The 22,687-nt window shown below is 44.5% G+C and carries 16 protein-coding genes and 1 pseudogene; 13 read left to right on the forward strand and 4 right to left on the reverse strand.

The features are described 5' to 3' along the window. Window positions 1-14: 14 nt before the first annotated feature. The 3 genes and pseudogenes from QT992_RS11590 to QT992_RS11600 all read right to left on the reverse strand — a co-directional run bounded on the left by QT992_RS11590 (window position 15) and on the right by QT992_RS11600 (window position 3,755). Window positions 15-2,231: a polysaccharide biosynthesis tyrosine autokinase gene (locus QT992_RS11590; protein WP_333319647.1), complete on the reverse strand. Its 2,217-nt coding sequence runs from the start codon at window positions 2,229-2,231 to the stop codon at window positions 15-17. 82 nt (window positions 2,232-2,313) lie between these two features. After that, window positions 2,314-2,565 (reverse strand): annotated as a pseudogene (locus QT992_RS33590) (transposase); the annotation flags it as partial. 86 nt (window positions 2,566-2,651) lie between these two features. Then, entirely contained in the window at window positions 2,652-3,755 is a 1,104-nt protein-coding gene (locus tag QT992_RS11600) for an RNA-guided endonuclease TnpB family protein (RefSeq protein WP_333340342.1), read from the reverse strand. Window positions 3,756-4,212: 457 nt separating this feature from the next. Here QT992_RS11600 and QT992_RS11605 point away from each other — a divergent pair, with 457 nt between their 5' ends. From QT992_RS11605 to QT992_RS11660, 12 genes are all read left to right on the forward strand, one after another. Continuing rightward, on the forward strand, window positions 4,213-6,990 hold the full coding sequence (locus QT992_RS11605) for a polysaccharide biosynthesis protein (RefSeq protein ID WP_333319650.1): 2,778 nt from the start codon (window positions 4,213-4,215) through the stop codon (window positions 6,988-6,990). Window positions 6,991-7,070: 80 nt separating this feature from the next. Further along, a complete protein-coding gene (locus QT992_RS11610; RefSeq protein ID WP_333319652.1) occupies window positions 7,071-8,405 on the forward strand; it encodes an oligosaccharide flippase family protein in 1,335 nt (444 codons plus the stop codon). Then, window positions 8,353-9,549 (forward strand): glycosyltransferase family 1 protein, encoded by a 1,197-nt coding sequence (locus QT992_RS11615; protein ID WP_333319653.1) that lies wholly within the window; start codon window positions 8,353-8,355, stop codon window positions 9,547-9,549. The genes QT992_RS11610 and QT992_RS11615 overlap by 53 nt, the downstream gene beginning before the upstream one ends. A gap of 340 nt (window positions 9,550-9,889) precedes the next feature. Then, window positions 9,890-10,909, forward strand: coding sequence for a hypothetical protein (locus QT992_RS11620; protein WP_333319655.1), 1,020 nt, complete (start codon window positions 9,890-9,892; stop codon window positions 10,907-10,909). Between the two features lie 69 nt (window positions 10,910-10,978). After that, window positions 10,979-12,193, forward strand: coding sequence for a hypothetical protein (locus QT992_RS11625; RefSeq protein WP_333319657.1), 1,215 nt, complete (start codon window positions 10,979-10,981; stop codon window positions 12,191-12,193). A 3-nt stretch (window positions 12,194-12,196) separates the two neighbouring features. Next, window positions 12,197-13,393 carry a glycosyltransferase family 4 protein gene (locus QT992_RS11630; RefSeq protein ID WP_333319659.1) on the forward strand — a complete coding sequence of 399 codons (1,197 nt, stop codon included), beginning with the start codon at window positions 12,197-12,199 and terminating at the stop codon, window positions 13,391-13,393. After that, window positions 13,390-14,541 carry a glycosyltransferase gene (locus QT992_RS11635; protein WP_333319661.1) on the forward strand — a complete coding sequence of 384 codons (1,152 nt, stop codon included), beginning with the start codon at window positions 13,390-13,392 and terminating at the stop codon, window positions 14,539-14,541. The genes QT992_RS11630 and QT992_RS11635 overlap by 4 nt, the downstream gene beginning before the upstream one ends. Beyond that, window positions 14,538-15,485, forward strand: coding sequence for an NAD-dependent epimerase/dehydratase family protein (locus QT992_RS11640; RefSeq protein ID WP_333319663.1), 948 nt, complete (start codon window positions 14,538-14,540; stop codon window positions 15,483-15,485). Before QT992_RS11635 ends, QT992_RS11640 begins: the two co-directional genes overlap by 4 nt. A gap of 82 nt (window positions 15,486-15,567) precedes the next feature. Continuing rightward, a complete protein-coding gene (locus tag QT992_RS11645) occupies window positions 15,568-16,641 on the forward strand; it encodes a FemAB family protein (RefSeq protein WP_333319665.1) in 1,074 nt (357 codons plus the stop codon). A 42-nt stretch (window positions 16,642-16,683) separates the two neighbouring features. After that, a complete protein-coding gene (locus QT992_RS11650) occupies window positions 16,684-17,457 on the forward strand; it encodes a class I SAM-dependent methyltransferase (protein WP_333319667.1) in 774 nt (257 codons plus the stop codon). 528 nt (window positions 17,458-17,985) lie between these two features. Then, window positions 17,986-18,609, forward strand: coding sequence for a sugar transferase (locus tag QT992_RS11655; protein ID WP_333319669.1), 624 nt, complete (start codon window positions 17,986-17,988; stop codon window positions 18,607-18,609). Between the two features lie 240 nt (window positions 18,610-18,849). Next, a complete protein-coding gene (locus QT992_RS11660; RefSeq protein WP_333340333.1) occupies window positions 18,850-19,986 on the forward strand; it encodes a DegT/DnrJ/EryC1/StrS family aminotransferase in 1,137 nt (378 codons plus the stop codon). A gap of 129 nt (window positions 19,987-20,115) precedes the next feature. On the opposite strand, the gene QT992_RS11665 is transcribed toward QT992_RS11660, so the two are convergent. Then, window positions 20,116-21,438 (reverse strand): HEAT repeat domain-containing protein, encoded by a 1,323-nt coding sequence (locus tag QT992_RS11665; RefSeq protein WP_333340331.1) that lies wholly within the window; start codon window positions 21,436-21,438, stop codon window positions 20,116-20,118. Between the two features lie 228 nt (window positions 21,439-21,666). Here QT992_RS11665 and QT992_RS11670 point away from each other — a divergent pair, with 228 nt between their 5' ends. Next, entirely contained in the window at window positions 21,667-22,536 is an 870-nt protein-coding gene (locus tag QT992_RS11670) for a lipid kinase (protein ID WP_333319675.1), read from the forward strand. Window positions 22,537-22,687: the final 151 nt, after the last annotated feature.

Consider the following 22,687-nt stretch of genomic DNA (forward strand, 5'->3'; position numbering starts at 1 on the left):
ACTTTTGTTATTGGTTACTGGTTATTCGTTATTTTATTGATGCCAGAACTTTGCTCTTGAGCGTAAGATTCATTGGTAAAATAGTAATGGCTGTGCGGTTCGTTTTTAGGACTTACTCCATTTACCACTAAGCCCAGAACGTGTTGGCTTGATTTCTTCAATAGCTCCTTCGCAAAAGCCACAGTACCAGAATGAAGAACTCCAGGTCGCACAACCAATAAAATCCCATCTGCTTTATTCCCCAGAATCAGAGCATCAGCAGCAACATTCAGAGAAGGAGCATCAACGATCACGGCATCATAAGTAGCCGAAAATTGCTTAATTAATAAAGTGAGCCGCTGGGAGTCCAACAGAGCCATTGGATTAGGCGGAATTACTCCGCAAGTGAGTATATCTAAATTATCCATGACTTGGGCGATCGCATCCCCAAACCCAGCTTGTCCGACTATCACATTGCTCAAGCCTACTTGATTGGGAAGTTCCCAAATCCGATGTTGAACTGGACAGTGCATATCCGCATCTACCAGCAAAACCTTCCGTCCTAATTGAGCTATAGCTACAGCCAAATTAGCCGATACAGTAGACTTGCCTTCTTGCGGTAGCGAACTACTGACAACAATCACTTTCAGCTCTTTATCCGAACTCAGGAACCTCAGATTTGCCTGAAGCATTCGGTAAGCAGCACTGCTCGAAGTATGAGGATTATCTCTAACAACAATCTGTCGGGGAGATGCCTCTAAATCCAGGGAAGTAGATTTAAGCCGCCAGGCCTTGCGCCGAGGATTTTTTTCAGACTTTTTATGAAAAGGAATCACTCCCAACAAAGTAAACCCAAATAATTCCCTCGCCTCTTCAATAGTTTTCACGGACTTATCTTGAGACTCTAAAAGCAGCGCCGCAGCTATAGCCAGCAGAGTTCCCAACAAGCCGCCAGATACCAGCAATAAAGACTTGCGAGAACGCACTGGTTCTTCAGGGACACTCGGATTTTGGATAATCCGAGCATTCCCCACTTGCTGATTTTCAGTAATCCGAATTTCCTGGAGTTTTTTTTGCAATTCCTGATAATCAGCTTCGGCTTCTTGGAGTTTTCTTTCCAGTTCCCGCTTTTCCTTCTCTAGCTTAGGCAAAACTTTTACCCGCTGCTTGTAAGCAGCTAGAGCATTTGAGAGAATAGTAACTCGCTCAGCCAAACCCTGGCGTTCTACATCTACCTTGATAAATTCTTCGATTAGTTTTGGTTTCACATCTCCTATCTGTAAACTTTGATTTTGCAACGGCTGATCCCCGCCTAAAACTTGTTGTATTTGTTTGTCTAGTAAAGCTTTCATCGTAGCTTTCTTATTTTCTAACCTAGTTATTATAGGCGAATTGTCCAGGTAGCGATTTTGCTCAATTGCTAACTGCCGCTCTATTTGTTTGTACTCTTTCAGAGCTTCCTGCACAGTGCTAGATTGGCTGAGGGTGCTGGCGGTCAATGCTTGCTGGGGATTCATTTGTAACTCGTATTCAAATGCTTTGGACTTAGCACTGGCATTGAGCAAATCCGACTTAGCTTGGTCGATTTGACTTTCTAGTCCTGCCATAACTGCCACGGCTGATTTAGCTTCTTCTTCAAGATTTACGACTTTATTCTCTTCTTTAAATTTGCTCAATTCTGCCGCTGCTTTCCGCATAGCTTGGTCGGAATTAGGCAGTTTTTTTTCAATAAACTGTCGAACAGACACAGCTTCTAGGCGATTCACTTTTTGATTGTTATCTATATAAAAATTCATCAGGGTTTTTACGACATCGGCTGCTACTTTTGGGTTTTGGTGTTTGTATGAAACCGTTAGGATATCAGCTCCCCGAATAGTAGCTACTGTCAGTTTCTTTAAAACCTCTTTTGTTTTCACAGGATTATTTGTTTCGTCTTTTAACTGAAGCCTATTTATCGTTTTTTCAACATTTTCTAGAGAACGAATCAGTTCGATCTCGGTAGTCAGAGGGTTACTTTGCTCCGCCGCCGGAGTCAACTGTCCAATTTCTTTTCCCAATTCTGTTAAAGCAGAGCCAGCAGTTGTTTTCTTAAATAACAGCTTTCCTTCTGCTTCATAAACTGCTTTTTCCTTCAGCGTGGCGTAGGTGGTGAGTGCCACAACCGAGGCAAATACAGCTAAGGCTGGCAGCCACCGGCGCTTGAGAATCTGCCAGTATTCCGGAAATCCGATACCACTTTCAGTTGATTCCATCTGTTACTCCAGAAAAATGATTTTTTGTAAACTCTAACACCCTAGGGCGTGTGTTCAAACTATAACCACAACAGACAAAGGCGAGCGTAATCATGGCTGTATAATTTCCAGCCAATTTCTCATATCGGGTAGCAATACGTCTCCATTGCTTGAGTCGGTTGATAGCAGATTCAACTATATTGCGTTGACGGTAGATTTCACGGATAAAAGGATCGCGACGTAGTTCCTTTGAAAGTCGTGGGATGGTAAAACGGATATTTATGATACCTCGCCCACGTAGATCGCGAAGGATGCGACGATGTGCGATCGCCTTTGTCTGCTTTGTAAAACTTATCTAAACTTGTCTAAACTCATTTTTAGACACAATTCGAGTTCACTTCCTACGCTGTTGGGTAGACGGCTAATCCCAAGATAAGTAGGCTATCCCCCAATAGCCTTGGGTTCCCAGTTTAAAATATTTAAACTCGCATTCACATCACGATCTAAAGATCTCCCACAAGCAGGACAGTCAAAAGTCCGAACGCTTAGTGGCATATCTTTTTTATGGCCACAATTAGAACAGGTTTTAGAGCTAGGGAACCATTGATCTACCAGCACTAAAGTTGCTCCATACATTTTGCACTTGTAATCAAGTTGGCGTTTGAATTCGTAAAATCCTATATCTGATATTGCCCCAGCTAACTTGTGATTCGCCATCATGCCTTTTATATTCAAGTCTTCAATCTTAATTAGCTTGAAATTTTGGGCGGTGGGAGTTGTTAACTTGTGAAGAAAATCTAGGCGAATGCAAGCTATCCGCGCGTGGAGTCTGCTGATCTTATTATAGGTTTTGCGTTGGTTTTGGGAGCCTTTTACCTGTTTTGAGGCTTGGCGCTGCAAAGTAGCAAGTTTGGTTTTCGCACGGGCTTTTAAGGGTTTTGGTGCATCAAAGACCTGCTGGTTTGACAGCGTGGCCGCATATTTAATGCCCACATCGATTCCCACGGATGCCTGAGACTGTTGAACTGGTAAACGTTCGGCATCAACACAGAAGGAAACAAACCAACGACTTCCTTCTTTTGAAATCGTAAAAGTTTGAGACACGTAACCGCATTCTAGGGCTTCGTAGAGCCGAAAAGTTCCCAAGGTAGGAATCTTTATGGTGTTGCCAGCGCTTAGTAGAACTTTTCCGTTAGACGAATCGACTGTAAAAGATTGACCGTCTCGGCGACTAGCGAATCTTGGATGACCTGCTTGGACAGATCGATACCGACTAAACGCATCTTTTAGATCGATCAACGCATTTTGGTAAACTCGACTAGACAACTGGTTCATCCAGCCGAATTCAGGCTTTTTCTTGACGTAGTTGGTAAGAACTTTTTTGACTTCGTTGATTACCTTCGAGTCGGTAAATTTCCCCTCACTATACATTTGAGTTCGCAGGCTTAATCCAAAATTAAATACTACACGCCGGAATCCTGCGTGTCTTGCCATCAAAGTCGCTTCGTTGTTATTCAATTTTAGCGCTCGTTTAACGGCAAACATAGAACTTCCTCAAGGGCGATTAAGTATGGATAAGTTTAGCGAACTATTTGGCACTTAAGTCTTGCTCATTATTGAGGATATCCACTGTATCACTTAAGTCAAGCACTGTCATAGTTTTAACACATATATCGTTGGCCATCCCCCTAGAGAAATATTTTTGGGTGAAATTATGTAAATAATTGTAAAGTTCTGAGCGATCGAACCAGTAGTAGGAGAAGATAGACGCAGCAATAAGGTGGCATCTATAAATTTTAGCTGAAAAAATCCTCTCCCAAATGAAATCAAGAGACGGGACATATTCTTGATAATCTCTCCTTAACCATAATATCACTTGAGTTAGGCCCGACGATTAAAAGGTTGATTAATTTCAGGGGAGAGTGTGGTATAAAAAACTACCTCAACATTAGGTACTCGATCTACTTACGGTAAAGTTGTTGTCTAATAGGGTCGGAAGAATATGATCAGAAAAAAAATTAGCAAAGTGTTGGTGGGATTAAGAACCCGTCATTTTTTGATAATCGATGCAATTTGTTTTGCGATCGCACCGTTACTGGCCTTGGAAATTCGTTTAGATGGCATATTGGATCTGACTCCCTACTTACAGAGCCTAGCGGTAGTTACAGTATTATTTGTAGCAGTCAAACTTATAGTATTTTATGCCGGCGGCTTCTACAAGCGTTACTGGCGGTATGCGGGCCTGGAAGAAATGGCACAAATAACGATGCTGATAGGTATATCCCTAGCAGGGGAAATTATCTTGTTCCAAGAACTATACCAGCTAAATAATTCGCCGATCGCAAATCTGCCACGCTCGCTGCCGCTACTAGACGCTATGATCAGCTTTTTGTTAGTGGCGGCGATTCGTTTCAGCATTCCAGCCCTGGAAAGATGGAACCAAAAATCGTGGAAAGTTCAGCAACGCGAGCGCGTCCTGATAGTCGGTGCGGGCAGTGCAGGCACATCTCTGATGCAAACGATGCAGAGGAGCCCAGAGGTAGGACTAGAGCCAATCGCTTTCATAGACGACGACCGCAAAAAAATCTCCAAGCAGATTGGCAGACTGACTGTAGTCGGCAATCGCTGTAACATTCCGGAGGTAGTTCGATCGCTAAATATCGACAAAGTTATGATTGCCATCCCCTCAGCTCCGGGAAAAGAGATTAGGGAGATCGTAGAAATTTGTCAGTCAATTGGAATTCCAACCAGCACCCTCCCCGGCCTCAATGAAATCATCAACGGTCGTGTCAGTTTAGGTAGCCTCAGAGATGTACAGATTGAGGACTTGCTCCGCCGCGAACCCATCCAAACCGATGTTGAGAAAGTCTTGGGATTGATGGGAGGTAAGAAAGTTCTAATTACCGGTGCGGGTGGCTCCATCGGCAGCGAACTTTGTCGGCAAATATTAAAGTGCGCTCCTGCGGAAATCATCATCGTCGGACACGGAGAAAATTCTGTATTCAACATTCAACAAGAATTAGGAAAAGCCCTGTCAGAACTCAAAAAAACCAGCCCAACCCCAACAGATATTACTCGCGTGACAGCCTTTATGGCCGATATTCGCTTTCGCGAGCGCTTAGAGTACGTTTTTCTAACAGTGAGACCAGACATCATTTTTCATGCGGCCGCTCACAAACACGTACCCATGATGGAATTAAACCCGCCGGAAGCGATTACTAACAACGTGCGGGGGACGAAAAATCTCCTGGATCTGGCATTGAAATACAATGTGCAACAATTTGTGATGATTTCCACCGACAAAGCGGTGAATCCAACTAGCATTATGGGAGCTAGCAAAAGAGTTGCCGAAATGCTGGTGCTGCAAGCAGCCAAAAAAAGCAAAAACCCCTTTGTAGTGGTTCGTTTCGGTAATGTTCTTGGCAGTCGAGGTAGCGTCGTACCTACTTTCAAGCGACAAATTGCTGAGGGCGGGCCGATCACAATTACCCATCCAGATATCACTCGCTATTTCATGACAATTCCCGAGGCAGTTCAACTGGTTTTGCAGGCAGCAGTCATCGGCAATGGCGGGGAAGTATTCATGCTGGAGATGGGGGAACCAGTCAGAATTTTTGATTTAGCAAAAGATTTGATTCAGCTCTCAGGATATGAAGTGGGTAAAGACATAGAAATCGCGTTTACAGGGCTGCGGCCGGGAGAAAAATTGTTTGAAGAACTGTTTATTCCGGGCGAGAAATACAACCGCACTAAACACGAAAAAATTCTGAGTCTCGGCAATGCCAGCCGCCTAGTGAAAGAAAATATTGACCCGGAAATAGAAGCCCTTTGTCAAGCAGGCGATCGCAATGATACCACTTTAATAGTCTCAATGTTACAGCAGTTAGTTCCTGAGTACGTACCAGGGTATTCAACCGCCAATTTGCAAGCCACTACAGCCCAAAAAACAACCCCTGTGGCAAAGATTAGCAGTGCAGCATCTATTCAGTTAGAGAATGATTTGCGAGTGGCTCTGGCAAATGAGGAGTTTCGGATTCACTATCAGCCGATCGTCTGCCTGGAAACTAATAAGATTAGTAGTTTTGAAGCGCTATTGCGCTGGCAGCACCCAAATCGAGGTTTGCTTTGGCCAGACGAATTCCTACCAGCGGCAGAAGAAACAGGCTTGATTGTTCCTATTGGCGAGTGGGTACTGCGGCAAGCTTGCAGCCAGATGCGGATTTGGCAGTCGCAATTTCGTCTTAACGCTCCTTTAACAGTCAGCGTGAATCTGACTAGCAAACAGTTTTTCCAAGCTGACTTAATCGAGACGATTGCCAAAATATTGAAAGAAACAAATCTCGATGCTCAGAGTTTGAGGTTAGAAATTCCTGAGTATGTTGTGACGGAAAATTCCGAGTTGGCTGGGTCTGTTTTTCTCAAACTTAAAACTTTAGGTGTGCAAGTACAAATCGACCACTGTGGTCTTAGTGATGTATCATTAACTCAGCTCTACCAATTGACGCGGCTGAAGTATGGGAAATTCGACAGTTTGAAGCTAGATTGCTCTCTAGTCACCGGCCTGGATGCTAGCAACCCCAACTTAGAAATTTTTCACAAAATTATTGCCATAACTCAGGAGTTAGGTATGGGCATGATTGCCACAGGAGTAGAAACGAGGTGGCAAATAGCTGAGCTCAAAGCTCTGAAGTGCGTCTACGGACAGGGATACTTTTTCTCGAAGCCTGTAGAAGGCTCTAAGGTAGAAAAATTGATTGGGGCTATGGCTGTTAAAAGTTAATGGGACATTTGTGAATAATTTTGAAAGGGGAAATACACGATTGGGAACTCACAAATTAGCAAGCAGGTAATTAGTTACTAATGCAACAGTTGAAACCACTAACATTACGCCGTAATTTTTCCTGGACTTTCACTGGCAACCTCATTTATGCGGCTTCCCAGTGGGGGATGTTGGTGGTGCTTGCTAAATTGGGCAGTCCTGAAATGGTGGGTCAATTTACCTTGGGATTGGCAGTGACAGCGCCTGTGGTGATGTTTACTAATCTGCAACTGCGAGGTATCCAAGCGACGGATGCGAAAGGGGACTATGTTTTTAGTGATTATCTGGGTCTGAGGTTAATTGGAACTGGGTTAGCACTATTGATAATTGCGGGCATTACGCTCAAAGCTGGATACCGAGGGGAGACATCCTTGGTGATTTTGACTATCGCACTGGCGAAATCCTTCGAGTCGATCAGCGACGTGTTTTACGGATTGATTCAACAGCACGAACGGATGGATAGGATTGCCATCGCCCTGATGATTAAAGGGCCTTTGTCGTTATTACTTTTAAGCATCGGAGTTTCCCTGACTGAGAGTGTTTTAGGGGGAGCGATCGGATTAGCAGTTGCGTGGGGTTTAGTTCTCTTCGGCTGGGATCTTCGCAATGGTAGATTAATTTTAAAGAATTCCTCGCACGGGAGAGAGGAAGAAAATTTATTAGTTGCCGATGCTGAACCTGCAAAAAGCCAAAATCCCTTGTACCCGCGCTGGGACGGAAAAACTTTGGCAAAGTTAGTTTGGCTGGCTTTACCCCTAGGTTTTGTGATGATGTTGATTTCGCTAAATACTAATATTCCTCGCTATTTTATCGAGCGGTATTTGGGCGAACGGGAACTGGGGATTTTCGCTGCAATGTCTTACCTGATGGTGGTTGGGCAGATGGTAGTGAGTGCGCTTGCGGAGTCTGCAAGTCCGCGGCTGGCAAAATATTATGCGGCGGGAAATAGCACTGCTTTTCGCAGACTTTTGCTGAAGCTGGTGGGGGTTGGCTTGATGTTAGGTGCGGGAGGCGTTTTTGTCGCTGTTGTTGCCGGCCCGGAAATCCTAACTTTACTCTATAAACCGGAGTATGCTGAGCGGGCTGATTTGTTCGCGTGGCTGATGGTGGCTGCGGGTATGGGTTACGTTTCTTCCTTTTTGGGTTACGGGATGACGGCAGCTAGATACTTTCGGGTGCAAATGCCTTTGTTTGTTTTGGTAACGGGGAGTTCTGCGATCGCTTGTTTCTGGTTAATTCCGACACAGGGAGTCCTAGGGGCGGCGATCGCGCTGATCGTTGGGGCGATCGTTCAAGCAGTTTTTAGTTTCGGAGTTATTATTCATGCACTATACCGACTCAACAAATATCAAGGAACCAAATCAAATATCGACTAAACAGCGTCCGATCCGCATTCTTCATGTTGTTGGCGGTATGAATCGTGGCGGAGTGGAAACTTGGCTGATGCACGTTTTGCGAAATATCGATCGCGATCGCTTTCAGATGGACTTTCTAGTTCACACTGAGAAACCCTGTCCTTACGACGACGAAGTGCGTGTTCTTGGTAGCAAGATTATCCCCTGCCTCAATCCTGAAAAACCTTGGCTGTACGCTCGCAACTTTAAACGAATTCTACGCGAATACGGGCCCTATGATATTGTTCACAGCCACGTTCACCACTTCAGCGGTTACGTTCTTTGGTTAGCAAAACAAGCAGGCATAGGTGTACGCATTGCCCAAAGCCATAACGATACCTCCTCGGTTCAGGCAAAAGCAGGATGGTATCGGCGTTTGTATCTCGCTTTAACAGAATGGTGTGTAGATCGCTATGCAACAGTTGGTTTAGGAGTTAGCTACAAGGCAGCGGGGTCTCTATTCGGTTCAGCATGGTCAACCGATCCGCGCAGGCAAATTCTTTACTATGGCATCGATCTAACTCCGTTCCAGTCTCCTGTCAATTCGGTTGCTATTCGGACTGAATTGGGTTTACCTGCGGATGCTTTTGCGATCGGTCACGTAGGCAGATTTATAGAACAAAAGAACCATCTGTTTCTCTTGGAAATTGTGGCGGAAGTTGCCAAACGAGAACCAAAAATGCGCCTATTACTGATAGGAGATGGTTCGTTGCGCCCAGAAATAGAACAAAAAGTTATTCAGCTTGGTTTGACAGACGTTATTATTTTCGCAGGTCTCCGACCCGACGTACCCCACTTAATGCTAGGTGCTATGGATGTATTCCTTTTGCCATCCTTTCATGAAGGGTTGCCTTTAGTATTGCTCGAAGCACAGGCTGCTGGACTTCCCTGTATTTTCTCCGATGTCATTACGGAGGAAGTCGATATTGTCAAGCCTCTGGTGCGGCGAATTTCCTTGTCGCGCTCGGCATCTGATTGGGCAGAGGAAGTTTTGTCAGCACGAGCCGATACATCAGCCATTACCCAATCGAATACCCTAGCGGTTTTAGAAAAGAGTTCTTTCAGTATTGAGATGAGTGTAAAAGAGCTAACAAAAGTGTATCAGGCTAACTTTCCTAGCTGCTAGCGTTAGTCATTTCTCCTAATTTTCTTTTATGTTAGACGTGCTGTTCTGGTTTAGCTTTTTCTATTGGACGGTGATACCATCGACCAAAACTCCGTGGTTTGAAATTGAATCGATACCTGTTAACGGCAAAGACATACTTCTTGTGGCAGTCGCTTGCATATTTTTGCTGTGGCCAAGGAGGAATAAACCGTCAAGTACCACTATGCCCCGACGGGAACACCTAATCACCGCCTTCCTCGAACCTTGGCATTATCACTTGCCGATTTTGACAGTTAGCCTGATATTTTACGCTACACTATCCCTTCAAGATAGCCGAATGGACCCGCGCGACGCTAAGGGAATGATTTGTACCCTGATATTGACAGCATCCAGCTTTTTGCTGGGCTATAATGCGATCGCCAAAAGACCAGTGGCATCTGTACGATCATTTCTCTGGCGACTTACAGTTTGTCTAGGTGCGGTGGGGCTGTTATACACAGCCACATCTTTATCATCCTTCCAATTGGCTGGTGTAAGAAGCGCGCTCATTAACGATACGACGGTGCGAGTACAAGGCCCGCTGTTTGGGTCAGATGATGGATATTTTGCGCTAATACCAGCTTTGGCCTTTGCGATTCAAGATATCATTCAAACTCCTACTCAACGTTTATTTAAGCTTGCCATTATTTTTGTTTTAATGCTGACTCTGATCGGTATGGGATCGCGGGGCGCACTGGTAATTCTTGGCTTATTTCTTGGTTTGATAATCTTGTTTAATAAAAATAAGAAGATTGCGGCTCTTGCTGCTCTGGGAGTGATTGTTTTCGTAATGATAGCAGGGCTAATAGTTTTGGCGACATCAAATAGTGGCAATCGCTTGCAATCCTTAGAAGACTCATCTCGTTCAGATACATACTCAACCTCTTTTAAGATTATAGGTAATCGGACTAACGACTTGAATATTTTGGGTTCAGGTTATGGCTCTTATTGGGATTGGTATATTCTAGATATTGAGGATGGTTCAGATGTAGATGGAGGTCGAACTTTCAAAATAATACGAACTTCCTTCGGACCGATTTTATATCACCCTCACTCAACTTTTTTGCTACTAATTGTCGAGCTAGGAATGGTGGGTTTCCTATATTTTGTCTTCTTGTTGACTGTTTATGCCCGTCTCCTGCTTCGGGATTCAAGAAAATTGGTCTTTCCAATTTTTGCCTGTGGCATGGTTGCCTCAGTATTTTCAGTATTTATGAATTTTTTCATTTTTAGGCTACACATACTCAGTTGTCTGTGGTGGATTTTCCTATTCGGTGCTTTAGCCTTGAGTTCAGGTGCTAGTCCCTGTCAGACACAAAATACTATTCCTCCCCATGAGTGATCGCAGTTGGCAAGATAGATATTACAGACGTTAAACAGGTAGCAAGACGCTCGCAAACGAACTTAACCAATGAGTAGCAAAAAAACAACAACTAATAAGTCTCCTGGCAAAGCAATTATGGTATTATCGGTTTTGTTGATTTCAGTTGTTTTTTATTTCAGCTCATGCAGTAGTGCTAATATCAGCTTATTATGTGCGGATGAAGTCCCCGTTATTGCCAATACAAATCCTAGAGTAGAAGTTCGTGCGGACGGTACTGCTATGGTTAACGGTAAACCATTTTTCCCCTTTGGTTTTTATCACGTTTCCTCGTCATCTACGGCAGAAGTTCGCATCAATCATATGCGGGAAATTGCAGCCGCCGGATTTAATATAATTCACCCTTCTTTCAAAACCAATGAAAAATTTGAAGAATATGAAAAATTTCTCAATGAGGCTGAGCGCAGCGGTATTTACGTTTTGACTGAATTTGAGTTAATCCCAAGGGTTAATCCCATTGAAGTAGTCAATAAATTTAAAAATAAACCAGTGATTTGGGGCTGGAGTATTGCTGATGATGTCGATAGTAATAAGGATGGATTTACGCCCCATCAGATTTTAGATTTACATTGTAAATTTAAGATGGCTGATCCCGCTCACATAACCTATATTAGCGGTAGCAAAGAAAAGAAAATTGCTAATTTTATCAATACGGCGGATGCAATTGGCGTTCAAGCTTATCCTGTTGGAGAAAATCTTTCCTTAAATTGGGTTAAACATATGATTTCTATTGCTCGCGATGCCGCCCCAAAAAATCGCTTAATTATTGGAAACGTGCAGTCATTTAGATGGTATTATGCAGGGGCGAAAGTACCAACTTTTGATGAAATTCGTAACATGACATATCAGGCAATTTTGGCTGGTGCCAAAGGAATTATTTACTATACTTATTACGATCGGCAGTGGAGTTTGCCAGAACATCCCGAGTTATGGTTGGGAATCAAATCTTTAGTACCAGAAATGCAAGCAATTAGCTCGTTCTTGCTAGACGGTGATTTGAAAAATATTGAGACGGGGGTAAAAAACCTCTTGGCTGGAATTTGGTTGTATCAAAATCAAACTTTAGCTGTGGTCATCAATACCTCATACGATCGCATTGGAGAAGTGGCAATAACACTTCCAGAAAATGTCAGAGAAGCACGACAGATTTTTCCCGATCGCGCTTCTGGTATGAGCGTTAAAAACGGTCAACTCACAGGTTCGCTAAATCCCTTAGATGTTCGCGTTTATAGTCTGAGAAACTAATTCATGAATGTTGTTGTCGCTCTTGAACATCGATTCGATCGCACGCCCGACGGAAAAGTTTGGACGCAGGTAGCGTTTCCACATTCCTTCTGGATGCGTTACTTGGAAGTTTTCGATCACGTGCGCGTGGTAGCGCGGGTTCGAGAAGTACCTTCTGTTTCTGGCGACTGGAAACGCGCAGACGGCGAAGGGGTTTCCTTCGCAGCCATACCATACTACCTCGGCCCTTGGCAGTACCTCCAGAAAGCACCGCAAGTCCAGCGTGCGGCAAGAAATGCAGTTGCACCCAACGATGCCGTGATTCTGCGGGTGAGTTCCCAGATTGCTACTTGCATCCAACCCATGTTAAGTCAGACAAATCATCCGTATGCTGTAGAAGTAGTAGCCGACCCCTATGATGTCTTCGCACCCGGTGCCGTTAAACATCCCTTGCGCCCGTTCTTTCGCTGGTGGTTCCCGCGCGGGTTGAGGCATCAATGCGCTGGGGCACTTTCTGCTGCCTACGTCACAGAAGGTGCCCTGCAATGCCGATACCCTCCTGGGCCTGGGGCGTTTTCCACCCACTATTCCAGCGTTGAATTGCCGAATTCAGCTTTTGCTGCAGCGCCCCGCTGTGACGATCGCCGCAAGCAAACGTTCACCCTGGTTAGTGTCGGCACGCTGGCTCAACTCTATAAAGCCCCAGATGTCCTGATTGATGCTGTAGCTACCTGCGTGCAGTCGGGATTAAACCTGAAGTTGGTTTTGATAGGAGATGGCAAATATCGCTCAGAATTGGAGGCGCGATCGCAGGCCTGCGGTATAGCAGATCGGGTTTGTTTCCTTGGCCAATTGAGCGCTGGCGATGCTGTACGCGCCGAGTTAGATCGAGCTGATATTTTCATTTTGCCTTCCCGCCAGGAAGGTTTACCGAGGGCAATGATTGAGGCGATGGCCCGATCGCTCCCGTGCATCGGCTCTACGGTAGGTGGCATTCCCGAACTGCTGCCGCCGGAAGATATGGTACCGCCCGGTGATGCGACTGCTTTGGCTAATAAAATTCGCGAAGTGGTGACTAATCCAGAACGCATGAGTCGGATGTCGGCCTGCAACCTGGAGAAAGCCAAAGACTATCGAGATGAAGTGCTACAGGAACGGCGGAATCAATTTTACCGCTACGTGCGAGAGATGACGGAAAAGTGGTTGAGGGAAACAAGATGAACAAACTATTGATAGTAACGACGATCGCACCAACTCTCCGCGCTTTTTTCGCACCCATTGCTCGCCACTTGCGCGAGATCGGTTGGGAGGTAGACGGGATGGCCAAAGGAGTTTCGACTTGTCCAGAATGCTTGCAGGCCTTCGATCGCACCTGGGAAATCAACTGGTCCCGAAACCCCACCGCGCCCCAAAATCTGCTGGTTGCGCCGCCACAAATCCGAGAAGTGTTAGCACAGCAGGCCTATAACCTGGTAAATGTTTCCACCCCCGTGGGGGCCTTTATCAGTCGTTATGTTCTCAATGATTTGAGAAAGCAGGGAAAACTCAAGGTGATCTATACTGCTCAAGGTTTTCACTTCTACAAAGGAGGTTCACCGCTCAAAAATGCGATTTTTCAGGGGCTAGAAAAGCTTGCGGGGCCTTGGACTGATTGCCTAGTTGTCGTGAACCGCGAGGATGAGGAAGCGGCCAAACGCTGGCTGGTTCCCCCTGAACGAGTCCGTTATATACCGGGAACTGGGTTGAATGTCGATCGCTACAACCCCTTGGAGATTCCTGAAGCAGAAATCCTGCGAGTGCGCCAAGAATTGGGAATATCACCGGATACGTCGCTGTTTTTGTCTGTTGCTGAGTTGATTCCCCGGAAGCGCCCCCACGACGTTTTAAAGGCTTTCGCTCGTTTGGGAAGACCAGAGGCACACTTAGCCTTTGCTGGCCAGGGACAAATCAAGGAGATGCAGCAGTTGGCCTCTCAGCTAGGAGTGGAAAATAAGGTGCATTTTTTGGGGTTTCGTCGGGACATTCCTGTGTTGATGCGGGCCTCAGCAGCAACAGTGCTGGCTTCTGAGCAAGAGGGGCTTCCCAATTGTGTCATGGAGTCGCTGTGTCTGGAAGTTCCGGCGATCGGTACAGATATTCGTGGCACTCGCGACTTGCTGGAAGGAGGTTGCGGTCTTCTTGTCAAGTTGGGAGATATCGACGGGTTGGCTCAGGCTATAGCTTGGGTGCTGGATCATCCTCAAGCAGCTCGCGAAATGGCACAGCGCGGTAGGAAAAGCATACTTGCTTACGAACTTCAGAACATCCTGAAGCAATACGAGGCTTTGTACGCTGAAATCAACAATCAACAATTAACAATTAACCAATGAGTAATATCGTTACAGGCGCGGCAGGTTTTATCGGCTCTCACTTAGTAGAAACTCTGTTAAAGCAAGGTGAGAAAGTTATCGGTATTGATGAAGTCAACGATTATTACGATCCCGAAATGAAGAGAAAAAATCTCGCTCATTTTGCAAAACATCCAAATTTTCAACTGATCGAGGACAATATTTTATCTTTGGATTGGCGATCGCTCTTAGCCAATACAGAAGTCATTTATCACCAAGCCGCGCAAGCCGGCGTCCGCGCTAGTTGGGGAGAGGGTTTCCGCAGCTACACCGATCGCAATATCAATGCAACTCAGGTACTCTTAGAAGCAGCAAAAGATGCACCACAACTGAAAAAGTTTGTATTAGCTTCTTCTTCGTCGGTGTACGGCAATGCTGAAACTTTCCCTACCAGCGAAACTGCCTGTCCTCAACCTGTTTCTCCCTACGGAATTACTAAGTTAGCTGCTGAACGTTTGTGTACGCTTTATTATCACAATTTCGGCGTTCCGGCAACCATGTTGCGCTATTTCACCGTTTACGGGCCTCGCCAGCGTCCCGATATGGCATTCCACATATTTTTTAAGTCAATTTTGCGCGGCGAAGCGATTTCAATTTACGGAAACGGACAGCAAACCCGAGACTTCACCTTTATCAGCGATTGCATTGCTGCTAATTTAGCTGCTGCTAAAGTTCCAGAATCTGTGGGCGAAATTTTCAATATAGGAGGGGGAAGTCGAGTTGCTTTAGCAGAAGTTATTCACACAATGGAAAACATTGTCGATCGCCCGATTCGCATCAATTACCTAGAATCGAGCAAAGGAGATGCCAGGGATACTAGCGCTGACGTATCCAAATCTCAGAAAATATTGGGATATCAGGCACAGGTTTCTTTGAGGGAAGGGTTGAAGCAAGAATGGGAATGGGTGCAGTCTTTGTATAGTTAGGGCGTACTTAACCTACTTGACGGATGCAGCTATCGGCAGGGATTGTACCCGACAGGAAATTTATTGTTTAGTAGAGAAAAAAATGAAGATTCGAGTAATTAATTTATCAGACTCTTTGTGGTTAGAGACTCTGGAAAACCTTCGCCACGATATTTATCATTTGCCTGAGTATCTATATTTAGAGTCTGTTAGGTACAACGCCGTAGCAGAAGCTATTTTGATAGCAGAAGATGACAAAATATTTTTTCTGCCTTATTTGTTGCGTCGGTGTGATAACATATTTGACCAAAGCTTAACAACACAAGAAGTTTTTGATGTAGTCTCCCCTTATGGTTATCCGGGAATTCTATTGAGTGATAAGGCCGCTAGTACGAAAGAGTTTTTAGATTTAGCAATCAATCAGCTAATCTCTACATTGCGTGCCAAGAAAGTCTGTTCGGCATTTTTTCGGCTGCATCCGATACTTAACAGCGGCTTCAATGATTTTTTATCTCCCGATATTTGCAACGTTAATGGAGAAACTGTATCTGTTAATTTAAAACTCTCCGAAGCCGAAATATGGAGTCAAACTCGACGGGATCACCGCACCAGTATTAATAAGTTAAAGCGCTCTGGGATGACAGCAAGAATGGTTCCTTTTCAGGAGTCGATCGGCGAGTTTATTTCAATTTACTATGAAACAATGGATCGGTTAGGGGCTGGGCGATCGTACTATTTTGATGATGAATACTTTTCGCATTTCTCTAAACTCGGTGAAAAAGTCCACTTGTGTATAGTAGAATTAGAGGATAAAATTACTTGTTCTGGGATATTTACCGAGTGTTGTGGCATAATTCAATATCACTTGGGAGGAACCAGAAACGAATTTATTAAACAAGCACCCAGCAAGTTGATGTTGGATTATATTCGATTTTGGGCTAAAGAACGCGGCAATGAAGTTTTGCACTTGGGGGGTGGTTTTGGAGGTGGCCAGGATAGTCTATATCTTTTTAAAGCAGGTTTTTCTAAGCAGACGCACACCTTTCTGACGCTGCGCTTAATTATAGATGAAGAAAAATATCGCCATCTGGTTGAATTGCAGGCAAAGTCTTTAAATGCGGAGGTTGAAGAACTACTGAGGACAAAATTTTTCCCTGCTTATCGCTGCACAAAATAAAGTTAAATAAAATTGAGAGTGGGCAAGATTTTTGAATAGGAATTGAAAAGTATATGTCACTCATCCACAACAAAGAAGTTTACAGTACAGTCGAATTTGATCTTTGGGAAGATAAAAAAAACTCTCACCGAAGACGAAAAGTATCTAATTGTCAAGTATTTGAAGAAAAATGAAAAAACAGTTGAAGCTGGCACTGCAGCGGGAAGAATTCTGTGGGAAATGAAAGATTTAGGTTTTCAAAAGCTTTACGGCTATGATTATGTGCCTGAATTTATCGAACAAGCAAAGCAGAGAGATCGAAGTCAGATTATCTCTTTTGAAGTGCAGGATGCAACTGATTTAACTTACGAAAATGCCGGTGTCGATCCGATAATTTACTGGCCGCAAATTGTGTGTTTTATAGAGGAAGAGGAAAAAAGATTAAAAGCTTTGACAGAGGCTTATCGGCTTCTCAAAAAGGGGAGGACAGCAGTCTTCTCATTTTTAAGTTTTGAATCGAGAATCAAAAGTCCGTTTGTATTTTATTTAGCATATTTAAGTATGTTGAGGAGGTTATCTGGCTCGAATCGCTCAATTGAATATATCCCTTGGCTTAAGCGGGGCGAAAAATATAACTTTTTGGCGCTACTCGATCGCGGGCCTTACCCATATCGGTATAAAGTACAAGAGGCTGACCAAATCTTGACAAAAGTCGGGTTTAAAATAGTTTCCGTTGGTTCTAGTTATCAAATTGGCAAAGGTAAGATGTGTGATGACATAGAATCCTTGAAACATGAATTAATTGCAGGGATGCTTTACTTTGTTTGCAAGAAGTAAATTCTAGTAAAGTGAGTAACTTTATGAACAACTACGATCGCGAGCGTGTCAGGGTGGATTAGCCGGACATAATATTACAGATTGGACACTGGTAAACGATCGCACAACGCTCAATCATACCTCGTTAAGCGTGCAGTCCGCCCGATCGCGGCCCGATATTCTTTTGACTGTAGAACTAGGTATGCAACCATAATTAACGTTTTTTTGAAAAGTCAGTGAGCGTCCCCATCCTCAAAATGTTACAAAAAATTCATAAAACAGCGACGTTTTTTAAATTTTATGTAAAAGTCAGCGATCGTCCCAACCATAGGTTCATAAAAGCTTCATCAAACACCGAAGTTATTTAAAGTTTCTGTAAATTTGACAGAATTCATTATCGTATAAACCCGGAGCCTGCCAAAATCAGGGAAGTACAGTAAATTGCTGTTGGAGTGTAGAATCATGAGTATTTACGAATTACTACCGATCAAATCAAACTCACAAATATCGCAACTTAATAAACTAGTAAATCCCAAAAAATTCAGCCAATTGGTTAAGTGGGTATTAGATAGATTATGTGCAGCGATCGCCCTTTTGGTTTTCTCTCCCGTAATATTAATGGTGGCGATCGCCATTTACATCCGCATGGGCGGGCCAATCTTTTTCTGCCAACCCCGCCCCGGTAAAAACGGTCGCGTTTTCAATTTCTACAAGTTTCGCACGATGACCAGCGATTGCGATGCTGATGGCAATTTGCTACCCGACGAACAGCGTCTCATACCCCTCGGTCAATTTTTTCGCAAAACCAGTGTGGACGAACTCCCTCAACTCTGGAACGTTCTCAAAGGTGACATGAGTTTTGTCGGGCCTCGTCCTTTACTCGTCAGATACCTCGATCGCTATACTCCAGAACAAGCACGCCGCCACGAAGTTATGCCTGGAATTACTGGTTGGGCTCAAGTCAATGGTCGCAATACTATTAGCTGGGATGCTAAATTCAAACTTGATGTTTGCTATGTCGATAATTGGAGTTTGTGGTTTGACTTAAAAATTCTGTTTCTGACAGTATTGAAAGTCTTGAAAAGAGACGGAATTAACCAAGAAGGCTATGCTACAGCCCCAGAATTCACAGGTGTGCTTGACGATTCCAAAACTAACAGTGAGATCCGGTAGCGGTTCGTTTATTAAAACAGACTAAAGATTTTTGAGAGTCCTCTAAAAAAGACTTAAGCTATGAGCCAGGGGTTAAATCCCCTGGCTTCTCTGATTGCTCAATCTAGAAGAAACTAAAACGACACAAAGAAAAATATAATTATTTAGTGGGAGGGCGGGTCAATTTTTTAAACATTCAGCCTGAATAACTCCTCAAGTCCAACTTTTTTCCTGCCTATCGTTCTCCCAAATGAAGATCAAATGACAAAACAAATTCTCCTTTCAACACCTCACATGGGTTCCCTCGAACAAGAGTTCGTCAAAGAAGCCTTTGATACCAACTGGATCGCCCCCGTTGGCCCCCATGTAGACGCTTTCGAGCAAGAATTCTGCGAAATAGTTGGCGCTAAACACGCAGCGGCTGTTAGTTCCGGAACCGCAGCTTTGCATTTGGCTCTAAAATTAATTGGTGTCGGTTCGGGAGATGAGGTTTTTTGCTCGACTCTGACTTTTATTGCAACTGCTAGCCCGATTACTTATCTTGGCGCCAAACCAGTTTTTATTGATAGCGATCGCACTTCTTGGAATCTCAACCCCGATTTGTTCCGAGAAGCACTTGACAAACGAGCAAAAATTGGTAAATTACCCAAAGCTGTTGTAATCGTACACCTCTACGGTCAAAGTTGCGATCTCGACCCAATTCTAGAAGCTTGCAATGCTTATGAAATTCCGCTCATAGAAGATGCAGCCGAATCTCTAGGGGCTACCTATAAAAATAGATCGCCTGGAAGCTTCGGTAAAATCGGCATTTTCTCATTCAACGGTAATAAAATTATCACCACTTCCGGCGGCGGGATGTTAGTTTCCGATGACCAAAAACTGGTAGAAAAAGCTCGTTTTTTGGCGACACAAGCCCGCGACCCCGCTCCTCATTACCAACACTCAGAAATTGGCTACAATTACCGTCTCAGCAATGTTTTGGCTGGAATTGGTCGCGGTCAATTACGGGTTTTGGAGGAGCGAGTTCAAGCTAGACGACGCAATTTTGACTTTTACAAACAAGCTTTAGGAAACTTGCCGGGAATTGAATTTATGCCGGAAGCTGCTTTTGGACGCGCGACTCGCTGGCTGACTTGTTTAACGATCGATCCTGCCGCTTTCGGTGCAGATAGAGAACAAGTTCGCCTAGGGCTTGCTCAAGAGAAAATAGAAGCGCGTCCGGTTTGGAAACCTTTACATTTACAGCCAGTATTTGCTGATTGCGAATGTATGGGCGGTGCGGTTGCCGAAGAGTTATTTGAGTACGGGCTTTGTTTGCCTTCGGGTTCTAATTTAACTGATGAAGATTTAGATCGGGTGGCAAGTGCGATCGCCCAAATTCACAAAGAACATCGATAATATAGCCGAAGGAAGTTCGGCAACGGATTTTGTAACGGATGTAACGGAGGCAGGAAGAAGAAAGATGCGATCGCTATTATATCCCCGACTTATTCAAGAAGTTGGGGAGTTAGGTATTTTGTCTTTTGATTAATTTTGTTGCCATTCTTGCAGGGCGATCGCAATTCCCTCTTTTAATCTTGGTTCGAGACTCTCTTGTTTCACTAAGCTTTCTAATTTCTGCCTGGCCTCGGCAGCACCTAGCTGTTTGAGGGCTGCCATGCAGTGCAGCCTGACGCTGCTGTCTGCGTCGCCCAACATTGAAATCAGAGCATCTAGCCCTCTCATATCTCCTAATTTTCCTAAACCTAAAGCTAAAGATTTGTTGCTGACTGCCTCCTGCACGACCGGATGACCTGTTTTCAGCAAATCAATCAGAATTTCAGCAGCAGCAGCTTTTAATTCCGGCTTTTCTACTCGCCCTAAAACAGTGACTATCTCTTGACAAACAGTAGAATTTATGTTATTAAATTGCGCCATTAATGTCTGATGCAAATATGCTAAAGCGGTTGCAGTTTCCATCCAGCTTAGGGCGCGCACAGTTTCGATTTGCAATTCAACCGGAGTTATCGGCGATCGCAGCAATTCAAATAAAGCAGCCGCTGCAGCATCGGTTTTCACTCGCCCGATCGCGATCGCCGCTTGCTGACAAACTTCTAATCGGATGTCCGAAAGCAAAGGTTTGAGCAAGTTAACTAAATCTAATTCTGCATCTAAATAGGCGCGCACACCCAGAGCTCGCACCGCTTCTTTTCTAACTGCTGTCGCCGGATCGTTGAGTGCTGCTACCAGTACCGGCGGGATGCGGGAGTCGTGAAAGCTGCTCAGGGCCTCGATTGCGGCTGCCCGCACCGCAACTTGAGAGTCTCCGACTACGCTCAACAGCGGTGGGATGGTTTCGGTGCGCCGAATTTGGGCGAGTGCTGCTGTTGCAAACTGTCGCGAGTCTTCTTGCTGCAAGAGAGTTGCGAGGGATTCTATGGCTGTCGGGCCGAAATTCCCTAGGGTTTCGGCGGCGATTTGGCTCAATTCTTCGTCGGAATTTTTGACCAATTCTACTAAAGCTTGAATCACTTCCGGGCGATTCCCTACGGGATAGCTTCGCCGCGCGTACTTTCCGAGAATGCGGGCGGCGAACCACCGGGGCTCGGTGTCTGCGTCTTCGTCTTCGAGCACGGCAATTAAAGGTGCGATCGCGCCATTTCCCAGATTTGGCAATACTTTAGCAATTTCCCAACGGTCTTGAAAATCGCCCCATTCTAAGGCTTCTATTGCTAAACTGACAGCTTGATCTAAAATGTGTTGTTCCTGCGGCTTGCTACCGTCGGCTGTCACTTGCTGCAAGCATTCAACTAACAAGGGCCAGTTTTGGCGATCGGCAGCGACTTGCGCTTGTTCTAAAAAGTTAGACATGATTTTAATTTAGTGGCGATCGAGAAGCGAGGTTTTTTGCTGCTAGGTCAGAGCGGGAGGGAGCTACTTTTTACCAATCTTTTGCTACAATTATCCATTTTTTAACATTTTTGTCAATCCATCATAACTGGTAAAATGGAAGTAAAGCATTAATTTCATGCAGTTAAGGCATCAAGCTATACTTTTTGTCATTTAAAATACGCAATATTCCTAATTAAAAATTAACAAATGAAGAAAGCTCTACTTTTAGTAAACCAGCACTCCCGAAAAGGGCAAAAGCTATTATCTCAAGCCACTGGAGAATTAGAAGCACTGGGTTTTGAGTTAATTATAGAATCTACTGACCACGCCCACGAAATTCCCCAAACAATTCGGCGCTACCAAACTCAAGTCGAATTAGTAATAATCGGCGGCGGCGACGGCACTCTCAACGCCGCCATAGAAGGTTTGATAGACACCAAGTTACCCTTGGGTATTTTGCCGATGGGAACTGCTAACGACCTAGCCCGGACTCTTAAAATTCCTACAGCTTTATCCGCAGCTTGTCAAGTAATTGCCAGCGGTAAAGTTCGGCTAATAGACTTGGGTTGGGTTAACGGTCAACATTTTTTTAATGTTGCGAGTTTGGGACTAAGCGTGGAAATTACCCAGCGACTGACTAAAAACGTGAAGCAGCGCTGGGGAGTCTTAGCTTATGCTTTTACTGCTTTGCAGACAATTTTGTCAGCGCGACCGTTTCGAGCAGAAATTAAGGTAAAAAACCAATCTTTTAAGGTTAAAACTATTCAAATTGCCATTGGCAACGGACGCTATTACGGAGGTGGCATGACAGTTGCCGAGGATGCCACCATCGACGACAGGCGACTGGATTTGTACAGTTTGGAAACAATACACTGGTGGGAAATCATTGGTTTGCTGCCGGCTATGAGGCAAGGAAATTATACCAGTTCGCCTAACGTTCGCGCCTTGTACGCTCAAGAATTTGAGGTTAATACTAGCAAACGCCGTCCCATTAATACTGACGGTGAAATCACAACTTACACGCCTGCAAAATTTCGAGTGATTCCCCAAGCTTTAGCAGTTATAGCTCCTTCATGACTCACAACTAATATAATTATGTTGTGGAACAAGTCTCTTGCCTGTTCATATATAATTATCTTGTGGAACAGGCATCTTGCCTGTTCATATATAATTATCTTGTGGAACAGGCATCTTGCCTGTTCATATATAATTATCTTGTGGAACAGGC

It is taken from the genome of Microcoleus sp. T3_D1 (assembly GCF_036700405.1).
Classification (GTDB): domain Bacteria; phylum Cyanobacteriota; class Cyanobacteriia; order Cyanobacteriales; family Microcoleaceae; genus Microcoleus.